This window comes from Euzebyales bacterium, assembly GCA_035461305.1.
Taxonomy (GTDB): Bacteria; Actinomycetota; Nitriliruptoria; order Euzebyales; family JAHELV01; genus JAHELV01.
In genome coordinates this window covers 18,281-29,979 of sequence record DATHVN010000222.1, presented here as the reverse complement: position 1 = coordinate 29,979, position 11,699 = coordinate 18,281, and the positions used below count along the sequence as shown (strand labels likewise).

Annotated in this window: 12 protein-coding genes; 5 read left to right on the top strand and 7 right to left on the bottom strand. The window is 71.1% G+C overall.

The features are described 5' to 3' along the window. From VK923_20275 to VK923_20260, 4 genes are all read left to right on the top strand, one after another. A partial coding sequence (locus VK923_20275) for an ABC transporter permease subunit (GenBank protein HSJ47014.1) occupies positions 1-384 on the top strand: 384 nt, incomplete at its 5' end. A 58-nt stretch (positions 385-442) separates the two neighbouring features. After that, positions 443-1,426 (top strand): ABC transporter ATP-binding protein, encoded by a 984-nt coding sequence (locus VK923_20270; GenBank protein ID HSJ47013.1) that lies wholly within the window; start codon positions 443-445, stop codon positions 1,424-1,426. A gap of 31 nt (positions 1,427-1,457) precedes the next feature. Then, positions 1,458-2,789 carry an ABC transporter ATP-binding protein gene (locus VK923_20265; GenBank protein HSJ47012.1) on the top strand — a complete coding sequence of 444 codons (1,332 nt, stop codon included), beginning with the start codon at positions 1,458-1,460 and terminating at the stop codon, positions 2,787-2,789. A 149-nt stretch (positions 2,790-2,938) separates the two neighbouring features. Continuing rightward, positions 2,939-4,441: a gluconokinase gene (locus VK923_20260; GenBank protein ID HSJ47011.1), complete on the top strand. Its 1,503-nt coding sequence runs from the start codon at positions 2,939-2,941 to the stop codon at positions 4,439-4,441. Positions 4,442-4,692: 251 nt separating this feature from the next. Here the strand turns inward: VK923_20260 and acpS are convergent, their stop codons facing one another. Genes acpS through cofD form a run of 4 tightly spaced genes read right to left on the bottom strand, consistent with a single transcriptional unit; the run spans position 4,693 to position 8,957 of the window. After that, a complete protein-coding gene (gene acpS, locus VK923_20255; protein ID HSJ47010.1) occupies positions 4,693-5,073 on the bottom strand; it encodes a holo-ACP synthase in 381 nt (126 codons plus the stop codon). A 10-nt stretch (positions 5,074-5,083) separates the two neighbouring features. Beyond that, positions 5,084-6,934 (bottom strand): glutamine--fructose-6-phosphate transaminase (isomerizing), encoded by a 1,851-nt coding sequence (gene glmS, locus VK923_20250; GenBank protein ID HSJ47009.1) that lies wholly within the window; start codon positions 6,932-6,934, stop codon positions 5,084-5,086. Positions 6,935-6,957: 23 nt separating this feature from the next. Next, positions 6,958-8,010, bottom strand: a complete 1,053-nt coding sequence (gene cofE, locus VK923_20245) for a coenzyme F420-0:L-glutamate ligase (GenBank protein HSJ47008.1) — start codon at positions 8,008-8,010, stop codon at positions 6,958-6,960. After that, positions 8,007-8,957, bottom strand: a complete 951-nt coding sequence (gene cofD / locus VK923_20240; GenBank protein HSJ47007.1) for a 2-phospho-L-lactate transferase — start codon at positions 8,955-8,957, stop codon at positions 8,007-8,009. Before cofD ends, cofE begins: the two co-directional genes overlap by 4 nt. A 75-nt stretch (positions 8,958-9,032) precedes the next feature. Between cofD and VK923_20235 the strand changes: the two genes are divergently transcribed. Next, positions 9,033-9,425 (top strand): DUF4870 domain-containing protein, encoded by a 393-nt coding sequence (locus VK923_20235; protein HSJ47006.1) that lies wholly within the window; start codon positions 9,033-9,035, stop codon positions 9,423-9,425. Here VK923_20235 and glmM read toward each other — a convergent pair. From glmM to rplM, 3 genes are read right to left on the bottom strand one after another with little or no spacing between them, the layout of a single operon-like run. Further along, positions 9,412-10,752: a phosphoglucosamine mutase gene (gene glmM / locus VK923_20230; protein ID HSJ47005.1), complete on the bottom strand. Its 1,341-nt coding sequence runs from the start codon at positions 10,750-10,752 to the stop codon at positions 9,412-9,414. The genes VK923_20235 and glmM overlap by 14 nt on opposite strands. A 7-nt stretch (positions 10,753-10,759) precedes the next feature. After that, positions 10,760-11,143: a 30S ribosomal protein S9 gene (gene rpsI / locus VK923_20225; protein HSJ47004.1), complete on the bottom strand. Its 384-nt coding sequence runs from the start codon at positions 11,141-11,143 to the stop codon at positions 10,760-10,762. Between the two features lie 31 nt (positions 11,144-11,174). After that, a complete protein-coding gene (rplM, locus tag VK923_20220; protein ID HSJ47003.1) occupies positions 11,175-11,612 on the bottom strand; it encodes a 50S ribosomal protein L13 in 438 nt (145 codons plus the stop codon). Between the last annotated feature and the right edge of the window lie 87 nt (positions 11,613-11,699).

Below are 11,699 nucleotides of genomic sequence, written 5' to 3'. Positions count from 1 at the left end.
AAGGAGGAGACGTTCGTCGAGGCCGCACGCTCGCTCGGGGCGTCGCCGACGACGGTCGTCACCCGCTACGTGTTCTTCAACGTCGTCCAGAGCGTGCCGGTCATCTTCACGCTCAACGCCGCCGACGGCGTGCTCACGCTCGCCGCACTCGGCTTCCTCGGCCTGGGCATCGACTACCCCGCTGCCGAATGGGGCCTGGACGTGTCCCGCGCCATCAGCGACGTCGTGAGCGGCTTCTGGTGGACGGCCCTGTTCCCCGGCGTCGCGATCACCACGCTGGTCGTCGGGCTGACCCTGGTCGGCGAGGGCCTCAACGACATCATCAACCCCCTCCTGCGCACCCAGGCCTTCCAGGGCTCGGTCGAGACCAAGGACACCCCGTGAGTGCTGCTCGGGGCAACGGTTCTGTCCACGGCGTGTGCCCGGTGCTCGGGTGGTCGTCATGACGGCGCCGGCGTTGAAGGTGCGCGACCTGCGAGTGGCGTACGGGACGGCACGGGGATCGCTGGGCGCGGTCGACGGCGTGAGCTTCGAACTGGCGCCCGGCGAGAGCCTCGGCCTCGTCGGCGAGTCGGGCTGCGGCAAGTCGACGCTGGGCCGTGGGCTCATGCAACTGCTCCCTCCCGGCGCCGCCGTCGGAGGAAGCGTCGAGCTCAACGGGCGTGAGCTGGTCGGGCTCGACCAGCGGACGCTGCGGAGCGTCCGCTCCGAGGAGCTCGCACTCGTCTTCCAGGAGCCGATGAGCCGGCTGAACCCCCTCATGCGCATCTCGTCGCACTTCGTCGAGACGGTGCGGGCGCACCAGTCGGACGTCAGCCGGGACGAGGCGCTCCAGAAGGGGCGCACCGCGCTGCGACAGATGGGCATCCCGCCGACACGGATCAACGACTACCCGCACGAGTTCTCCGGCGGCATGCGCCAGCGCATCATGATCGCGCTGGCGCTGGTCCTCGAACCGTCGGTCATCATCGCGGACGAGCCCACCACGTCGCTCGACGTCATCGTCGAGGCGCAGATCCTCGACCTCCTCGAGCGGCTGCGCTACGAGGAGCGCGTCGGCCTGCTGCTGATCACCCACAACCTCGGCATCGTCGCGGAGACCTGCGACAGGGTCGCGGTGATGTACGCCGGTCGCATCGTCGAGATCGGTCCGGTCGAGCAGGTGTTCAACGATCCGCAGCACCCCTACACGCAGGGCCTGCTCGAGTCGGTGATCAGCGTCGACACGACCGTGCTGTCGAGCATCGACGGCGCGCCTCCCGATCTGGTGGACCCGCCCAGCGGATGCCGGTACGCACCCCGCTGCCCAAAGCGCTTCGACGACTGCGACGACGTCGACCCGGTCCTCGGCACCGTCGGCGACGAGTGGTCGGCGGCGTGCCTGCTGCATGCCACCGCGTATCCACGCGAGGCGGCGCGCACATGACCTCATGCAGCGGTAACGGTCGGTCACAGTCATGACCGCGCCGGCCGAGACGGGTCCCCGTGCGCCCGGCCAGCGCGACGTGGTGCTCGACGTCGACCACCTGTGCACGTACTTCGACGTCGGGGGCGGGATGCTGTCGTCGGGTGAGCGGGCCCTCGTCCGCGCCGTCGACGACGTGTCGTTCGACATCCGCAGCGGCGAGATCTTCGGCCTGGTCGGCGAGTCGGGGTCGGGCAAGACCACGTTGGGCCGCACCATCCTCGGACTGGTCAAGGCGACGTCGGGCCACATCCGGTGGAAGGACCAGGACCTCGCGCAGCTGTCGGAGAAGCAGTTCCGGCCGCTGCGCCGCCACCTGGGCATGATCTTTCAGGATCCCGCGTCGGCGTTGAACCCGGCCATGACGATCGTCCAGGGCGTCGGTCACCCACTGCGAATCCACGGCCTGGCGTCGAACCGCAGGCAGGCCCGCGCGAAGGTCGTCGAGATGCTCGAGCGATGCGGCCTCGCACCCGCCGTGCACTTCCTCGACGTCTACCCCGACGACCTGTCCGGCGGCCAGAAGCAGCGGTGCGTCATCGCACGCGCGCTGATCACCGAGCCCGAGCTCGTCGTCGCCGACGAGCCCGTGGCGTCGCTGGACATGAGCGTCCGCGCCATGGTCCTGGAGCTGATGCTCGACCTCAAGGAGCAGCTCGGCCTGACCTACCTCTACATCACCCACGACCTCGCCAGCGGCCGGTTCCTGTGCGACCGGATCGGCATCCTGTACCTGGGCCAGATGGTCGAGTGGGGCGACACCGCACAGGTGTACGACGCTCCGCAGCATCCCTACACCCAGTCGCTGCTGAACGCCGTGCCACTGCCCGACCCGTCGCGGCGGGGCCGTGACAAGCGCCTGCCACGCGGCGAGATCCCCAATGCGGTGGCGCCGCCGGCGGGGTGCCGCTTCCACCCCCGGTGTCCCGAGGCGTTCGCGTCGTGCGGCTGGGAGGGTCGCGACCTGGTCGACGCGCTCGAGGACCGCTGGACAAGGGTCGACGAGGACACCTTCGAGCGCGAGCTCGCCATGGTCGGCGGCGACCTGGACAACGTGCGGGTCGCCCGCGACGAAGTCCGCTTCCCGTCCGCCGACCCCGACGGGCTGGCGTCCTGGCTCCGCGAGCACGGTCCGCAACTGCCGACCGCGGTCTTCTCGGCGGTCACCGACGTCACGACCGACGGTGGCGGCGTGTCGTTGGCGTTCGGGCCGGGACCGGAACCGGCGATCCAGACCGTCGAGGGACGCCAGGTCGCCTGCCACCTGCACGGCGTAACGGTCCGCGAGGGCGGTACCCACGTCGGTGACCCGGCCGACGGCTGACGGCGGACACATCGGAGCGCCACGACGAGGCGTGGCAACCGCCGCACGGTGGCCCAGGTCGCCGGTCGCAGCGCGCTCGGTGGTGCGGCTGCTGCCGGCGTTTCGCCGGGCGCGACCAGCGGGTACAGCGGTGCCGATCAGGGGGGTTGATGTCCGACGGCGTCGTGATCGGTGTGGACGTGGGCACGACCTCCGTCAAGGCGGTCGCGCACCGCGCCGACGGCACGGTCGTGGCATCGGCCGACCGCGGCTATCCCCTGCACAGTCCGCGTCCAGGCTGGTCCGAGCAGGATCCGGACCAGGTGGTGGACGCCGTGCTCACCGCCATCGCCGACGTCGTGGCGTCCGCGGGTCACCGCGCTGTCGCGGCCATCGGGCTGGGCACCGTGATGCACAGCCTGATCGGGCTCGACGGTGACGACCACGCGCTGACGCCGATGTTGACGTTCGCCGACAGCCGCGCCTGGCCGCAGGCGCAGCGGATCCGCCGTGACACGGGATTCGCGCTGTACCACGCGACCGGCACACCGCTGCACCCGATGGCCCCACTGGCCAAGCTGCTGTGGTTTCACGAGGAGCGACCGGATCTGTGCCGGCGGGTCCGCCGCTGGGTGTCGATCAAGGAGCACCTCCTGCGGCGGCTGTGCGACAGCGACGTCGTCGACCACGCCGTCGCGTCGGCCACCGGCCTGTTCGGCATCGAGACGCTCGACTGGCACCCCGAGGCGCTCGCCCTGGCCCATGTCGACGCCGGGCAGCTGGGACAGCCGGTACCGACGTCGACCGTCCTCGAGCACCTGACCCCGGGCGCCGCGGAGCAGCTCGGACTCGACCCCCAGACACCGGTGGTCATCGGAGCCAGCGACGGCGTGCTCGCGAACCTCGGCGTCGGCGCGCTCGATCCTACGGTGGCGGCGCTGACCATCGGCACCAGCGGCGCCATCCGCGTCACCGTGCCCCAACCCCGCACCGATCCGGACATGCGCACGTTCTGCTACGCGCTCACCGGACGACGCTGGGTGCTCGGCGGCGCGATCAGCAACGGTGGACTGGTCCTGCAGTGGGCCCACAACCTGTTCGGCGGCGACGACTACGACGCGATGGTCGCGGAGGCAGGCCGGATCGCGCCCGGCAGCGGGGGTCTTGTCATGCTGCCCTACCTCACCGGCGAGCGGGCGCCGCGATGGACGCCGCTGCACGGTGGCGTCCTGTTCGGTCTGCGCGTCGAGCACGAGCGTGGGCACGTGGTGAGAGCCGCGCTCGAGGGCGTCGCACTGCAGCTACGGCTGGTCGCCGACGCGCTGCGCGATGCGGGTGCCGAGCTGCACCGACTGCGCGTGACCGGCGGGTTCGTGGCGTCCGACCTGTGGCTGCAGATCGTCGCCGACGTGCTTGACGCCGAGTTGGAGGTGCCAGACGTCAATGAGGCCGTGGCGTGGGGCGCGGCGCTGCTGGCCATGGACGGCGTCGACATGATCGACGACCTGGACGTCGCCTGCGACCAGCTGGCGATCGCGCGCGCGGTCGCTCCCGAGACCGCCGCCGTCGGGCGGTACGACCGCGTAGCGGGGCGGTACGCCAACCTCACCGAGCATCTCGAACCGCTCCTGGGCGATGCCGCGCTCACAGGAGCCGACGAACAGGAGACCTGATGTCGGTTGCCGCGCTGCTGTTGATCGCCGCGGGTGGAGTGGCGCTGTTGCTCGTGCTCGTCATGTAGCTGAAGTTGCAGGCGTTCGTTGCGTTGCTCGTCGTAAGCTTCATCGTCGCGCTCGTCGCCGGCATCCCGCTGAGCGAGATCGTTCCGACGATCATGAGCGGGATGGGCGACACCCTGGGCGTGCCACGCCCGGGTTGCGTGGCACCGAGCACCGGGCAGCCGGCACCGACGGCCACGCGGCGGTCAGGACTCGGCCACCGCGGAGGCGACCGCGACAGTTGTGGTTAGCGACAGCGACACGTGGACGCGGGCGATCCCCATGCGCGACGCGACCACGGTCGCCGCGGCGGCGAGCACGACACGCGGCGCCCCTTCGCCGTCGCTGACGATCTCGATGTCGCGGAAGCCGAAGCCCACGACGCCGGTGCCCAGCGCCTTCGCGACGGCCTCCTTGGCAGCGAAGCGCCCGGCGAAGCGCGCGGCCCGGCCTCGCCCGTCACGCAGCGTGCAGTGGGCCTGCTCGGCCTCGGTGAACAGCCGATCGACGAGCGACGGCGTGCGCGCCAGGGCACGCTCGACCCTGGCGATTTCGATCGCGTCGACGCCGACGCCGACGACGGCCACGGCCCGGCGGCTACTCGACCGTGACGGTCTTGGCCAGGTTGCGCGGCTGGTCGACATCGCGGCCGAGTTCGGTCGCGATGAAGTAGGACAGCAGCTGCAATGGCACCACCGTCAGCATCGGGTAGAGCAGCTCGTGAACCTCGGGCACGTAGATCACATGGTCGGCGTGCTCCTTGATCTCGGTGTCGCCTTCGGTGGCGATCGCGATGACCATCGCGCCGCGCGCCTTGACCTCCTGGATGTTCGACACGATCTTGCCGCGCACGTGGCCGGCGGTCGCCAGCGCCACGACGGGACCGCCATGCTCGATCAGGGCGATCGGTCCGTGCTTCATCTCGCCTGCGGGGAAGCCCTCGGCGTGCAGGTAGCTGATCTCCTTGAGCTTCAGCGCTCCCTCGAGGGCGATCGGCAGCCCGACCTGGCGGCCGATGAACATCACGTAGCTGGCGCCGGCGATGTTCGCCGCGAGCTCCCTCAGCGCCGCCTCCTGCTGGAAGACCTGCTCCATCAGGTCCGGCAGCGCCTCCATGCGCCCGAGCTGGTCGCGACACTCGTCGGGGAACATCGCGCGCCGCAGCTGCGCCAGGAACAGGGCCAGCAGCTCCAGCGCGAGGATCTGCGTCGTGAACGCCTTGGTCGACGCGACGGCGATCTCGGGCCCCGCCCGCGTGTAGAGCACGGCATCGGCCTCGCGTGCCAACGAGCTGCCGACGACGTTGCTGATGGCGACGACCTTCGCCCGCTGCGCCCGCGCGTGCGCGGCGGCGGCCAACGTGTCAGCTGTCTCACCTGACTGGCTGATGGCGACCACCAGCGTGTGCGGGGACAGGATGGGATCGCGGTAACGGAACTCGCTGGCGATCTCGACCTCGACCGGGACCCGGGACCAGTGCTCCAGCGCGTACTTGGCGACCATGCCGGCGTGGTAGCTGGTGCCGCAGGCCACGACGTAGACCTTGTCGAGGTGGCGGAGCTCGTCGTCGTCGAGGCGCTGCTCGTCGAGGACGATGCGCCCGTCGCGGGTCCGCCCGAGCAGGGTCTCGTGCAGGGCGCCCGGCTGCTCGTGGATCTCCTTGAGCATGAAATGCGCGTAGCCCTGCTTCTCGGCGACGTCGATGTCCCAGTCGACCGTGTACCGATGGCCCGTGGTCGAGTTGCCGTCGAGGTCGGTGACGGTGATGCCGTCGGGCGTCAGCGTGGCGACCTGGTCGTCGAGCAGTGCCTCGACGTCGCGCGTGTGGCGGATCAGGCCCGCGACGTCCGACGACAGCAGGCTCGCGCCGTCGAGGTGCCCGAGCACCAGCGGCGCCTCGCGCCGCGACGCCACGATCGTCTCGGGCGCCCGGCGGTCGACCACCGCGATGGCAAAGGCGCCCTCGACCCGCCGCAGCGCCGCCCGGACCGCGGCGTTCAGCGACTCCGGACCGCCGTCGGCCCCCTCGTAGTTCGCGCCGATCAGATGCGCGATGACCTCGCTGTCGGTGTCGGAGACGAACTCGTGGCCGGCCACGGCCAGCTCGGCTTTGAGGTCGGCGAAGTTCTCGAAGATGCCGTTGTGAATGATCGCCAGGTCGCCGTCGGCGTCGTGGTGGGGGTGGGCGTTGCGGTCGTTGGGCTCACCGTGGGTAGCCCAGCGCGTGTGTCCGATGCCCGTCGTCCCGTCGAGCCACGTGCCGTCCAGGATCTCCCGTAGGTTCGAGAGCTTCCCGGCCCGCTTGACGACCCGCACCCGCGGGTCGCCGTTGCCGGTCACGACCGCGATGCCCGCCGAGTCGTATCCGCGGTACTCCAGGGTCGCCAGACCCCCGATCAGGATGTCGACGACCGACGAGGCGCCGGTGTAGCCGATGATTCCGCACATGTCGGTCCGCCTCTGCATGGACGTCAGTTCAGTTGTCGGGTCCCGGCATCCGGCCGTCCCGCCCAGACCGTCGGCGCGTCGGCGACCTCGACAAGTACCGCACCATAGCCCAGGTCGACCAGCAGGGCGAGCAGGAGGCCAGCTGCGAGACCCGCCGTGATGGCCGTGTCGGCGGTGACCACGATCTCCGTGCCCTGACGGCGATCACGGGGGCGCGCAGTCCGAAGCCGCACCGCCGCGCCGCACACCGCCTCGACCCCCGCCTGCGCACGCCACAGGTCCCGGCGGTCGACGGGTGCGGCGAAGCGCGCGGGCTCGTCGACCAGCGCGGTGGCCAGCCCGCCCCGTCCACGGCGGAACAGATCGTCCTCCGACGGCCGGAGCAGGTCCCGCCCGCTGGCGGCCTCGTCAGGGTCGAACACAAGCCCCCGGACGACCACGACAGGAATCCCCTCCCCCTTCCGTCGGACCAGGTCCGCGGCCCCCGCCAGCTCGTCGGCGATCGCCGTCTCGGTCATGTCGAGCACGCGCCCGTACCGGTCGCGGCTGCCGATCTCGGAGCGCAGCGCGGGCACCCCGGCGACCCCGAGAGCCACATCGGTCTGGCCCATGCGCCACGGCCGGCCGAAGGTGTCGGCGACGATGACACCCACGTCCACGCCGGGACGGGCTCGGAGCCCGTCACGCAGGCGCGCGGCGCTGGCGTCGGGGTCGGCCGGCAGCAGCACGACGTCGTCGCCGTTGACGTTCGACGCGTCGACCCCGGCGTTGGCGCACACGAAACCGTGGGCCGTCTCGACGATCGTCACCCATGGAGCGTCGGCCACGACGCGCACCGCCTGGGTGGCAACGGCCCTGACCCGTGTCTCGGCGCGGGACTCACCGGGGTGGGGATGCACAAGCGCGCCCTCGGCCTTGCTCACGATCTTCGACGCCACGACCACGACATCACCGTCTCGGAGGTCCGCGTGGTCGCCGATCATTGCCGCCAGGTCATCGCCGCGTGCGATGTCGGGCAGGCCGGCGACCGGCAGCACCTGCAGGGGGCCACCGGTGGGACTGTCGGGCGCCGTCATCGCCGCCCGGTCGCGGCGGCCAGGTCGAGCGCTGTCCGGGCCAAGGCGGCCGACACCTCGGGCGTGCGCATGATGGTGTCGGTCACCCGCACGGCGACACCGGTCCGGGCGATGGTGTCGGCGTCCGCCGCGTCGGCCTCGTCGATGATCCAGCCATCGAGGAAGTCGGCGTAGAGCGCCGCGACCCCTCGCGCCGACACGTCCACACCGATCGCCGGCAGCAGCCGGTCGGCCATACCACGGACCACGCGACCGCCGACGATCGGCGAGACGCCGACGACGGTCCGGTCGCGCAACGCCCCACGGATGCCGGGGACGTCGAGGATCGTGCCGATCGACACGACGGGGTTCGACGGGCACAGCAGGACGACCGCCGCGTCGGCGATCGCGTCGAGGACTCCGGGGGCGGGACGCGCACGGTCGGCGCCGTCGAGGCGCACGGCGGCGACGTCGAGCTTGGCGCGCTCGCCCACCCACCACTCCTGGAAGTGCAGGGTCCGCCCGTCGACGGTCTCGATCATCGTGGCGACGTGGTCGTCGGTCATCGGTAGCAGCCGCAGCGGCAGCTTCCAGGCTGCGGCGATCCGAGCGGTCGCCTGCGACAGCGTGGCGCCGTCGGCGAGCATGCCGGTGCGTAGCAGGTGCGTCGCCAGGTCTCGGTCGCCGAGCGTGAACCAGGAGGGCTCCCGGTATCGCTCCGCCAGCTCGGTCGACACGATGCGGCGCTCGTCGGCGCGTCCCCACCCTTGCACAGGGTGCACCCCACCGCCGAGGGTGTAGGTGATCGTGTCGAGGTCCGGGCTGATGTGCAGGCCGTGCAGGTACAGGTCGTCGCCGGTGTTGGCCACCACCGTCAGGGCGTCGGCGGGCACGACCCGCACCAGGCCCCGCAGGAACCGCGCGGCACCGATGCCGCCGGCGAGGGCGACCACGCTGCGGTCGGTCATGTCCGTCCACCTCCCGTCGCCGCGGCCCGGTGAACGTCGCTAGGGTGGCCTGATGGCCCGGCCCCGGAGGTGCTGATGAGCGCGGCCGCACCGAACGCGCCCGTGCCGCGGTCCGCGTCGCGGTCGCTGGCCATGATGGTCCACCTCTCGACCTGCGTCGGGTTCTTCCTCTCGATCCCGACCGCGGCCGGGATCGTCGGACCGGCCGTCGTCTGGGTCGCCGCCCACCGGCGCGACGACTTCCTGACGCACCACGCCCGTGAGGCGCTGAACTTCCACCTGTCGGTACTGGTGTACGCGTTGGCACTTGTCACGCTGCCGACGCCGGCGACGGTCATGGCCGTCGTCGTCGTCGCATGGCTGGCTGTGGTCATCATGGTCGCAGGCCTCGCGTACGAGGGACGGCCGGCCCGGTATCCCGGCGCCCTACCCATCCTGCGCCGACCGCGGCGCGTCAGTCGAGGCTGAGCTCTGCGGCGACGACCTTGACGAGGCGGTCCGCGACCTCGGACGCGCGGTCCTCGGTGTCGGCCTCGACCATCACCCGCACCAGGGGCTCGGTGCCCGATGCTCGCACGAGCACGCGTCCGCGGTCGCCCAGCGCCTCGGTCTCCGACTCGACGGCACGCCAGACCGCCTCGGCCTCCGGCAGGCGCTCACGATCGACGTTGCCGACGTTGCGCAGCACCTGCGGCATGCGCTCCATGATCGTCGCCAGCTCGTGCAGGGTTGTGCCCGATCGCGCGAGCACCGACAACAGGCGGATCGCCGTCAGCACTCCGTCACCGGTCGTCGCATAGTCGGTCAGGATGATGTGACCGGACTGCTCGCCGCCGAGCGGGTGGTCACCGGCGAGCATCGCCTCGCGCACGTAGCGGTCGCCCACCTGGGTCTGGACCACCTCGATGTCCAGCGCGTTCATGGCCAGGGTGAACCCCAGGTTGGTCATGACCGTCGTGACCACGGTGTCGAGTCCACCGTGGCGCTGCCGGTCGGCGGCCAGGATCGCCAGGATGACGTCGCCGTCGACGATCGCACCCGTGTGGTCCGCCGCGATCAGGCGGTCGGCGTCACCGTCGTGGGACAGGCCGATGTCGGCACCAGCGGCAACCACGGCCTCGCAGATGACGTCCGGGCGGGTCGACCCGCAGCCGGCGTTGATGTTCGTGCCGTCCGGCTTGGCGTTGATCACGTCGACGTTCGCGCCGAGCCGGCGAAGCACGAACGGCGCGACATCCGACGCGGAACCGTTGGCGCAGTCCACGACGACGTGCAGGTCCGACAGGCTTGTGTCCGCCGCGGCCGCGAGGTGCTCGACGTAGCGTACGAGCAGCTCGTGGTCGCGGCGGAACCGACCGATGTGCGCCCCGACCGGGCGGTCGTTGGCGACGAGCTGGAGCAGCTGCTCGATGCGCTCCTCCTCGGCATCGGTCAGCTTCCCGCCGTCGGGACCGAAGAACTTGATCCCGTTGTCCTCGACTGGGTTGTGGCTGGCCGAGATCATCGCCCCGGCGTCGACGCTCACCGTCTCGGCGGTCAGGAAGGCGACACCCGGGGTCGGCATGACCCCGACGCCGATCACGTCGCCTCCGGCCGAGGTGACGCCGGCGACCAGGGCGGCCTCGAGCATCTCCCCCGACGCTCGCGGGTCACGCCCGACCAGCACGTTCGGACGGTCCTTGCCCTCCTCGCAGAGCGTCCGGACGAGGGCACGGCCGAGCCCGACGACGAGCTCGGGGGTCAGCTCGGTGTTGGCGACGCCACGGATGCCGTCTGTGCCGAACAGCTGGCCCACGCCGGCCTCAGCGCTTGCTGTACTGCGGAGCCTTGCGCGCCTTCTTCAGCCCGTACTTCTTGCGCTCGACCTTGCGGGGATCGCGGGTGAGCAGGCCGGCCGACTTCAGCGGCGCACGCCAGTCCGGCTCCTCGTCCTCCAGCGCACGGGCGATGCCCAGCCGCAGCGCGCCCGCCTGGCCAGTGGTGCCGCCGCCGTGGATCCGGGCGATCACGTCGAACTGCCCGGCCGACTCGGTGACCGCGAAGGGTTCGCGCACCAGGCCCTGCAGGGTCTCGGTCGGGAAGTAGTCCTCCAGCGGGCGGCCGTTGAGGGAGAACTGCCCGCTCCCCCGCTCCAGTCGCACGCGGGCGACCGACGTCTTGCGCCGGCCCGTGAAGATCTTGGCCATCGTCGTACTCGTTCCTCGTCGTCGACTGGCGTCAGGTCAGGTGCTCGGGCAGCGGCTGCGGCCTCTGCGCCGCGTGGGGGTGCTCGGCTCCGGGGTACACCTTCAGCTTGCTCATCATCGCCCGACCGAGGCTGTTCTTGGGCAGCATGCCGCGGACGGCGCGCTCGACGAGCCGCTCCGGCGACTCGGCCAGCAGGCGGGCGAACGGGACCGACTTCAGCCCGCCTGGGAACCCCGAGTGGCGGTAGGCCAGCGACTGCGTCCCCTTGCTGCCGGTCAGCTGCACGCCGCCGGCGTTGATCACGATCACGTGGTCGCCCATGTCCATGTGCGGGGCGTACGTTGGCTTGTGCTTGCCGCGCAGCACGTGCGCGATCCGCGTGGCCAGCCGACCCAGGATCTCGTCCTGGGCGTCGACCACGTACCACGCGCGGTCGATGTCGCTGGGTCGGGGTGAATAGGTGCGCATGAAGGTCTGACCGTCCCGAGGATCTAGGGTGGTGTGTCTCGTGGAACCGGGCTCCGCGAGATCGCGGGCAACAGGCAGGAGGCGCTG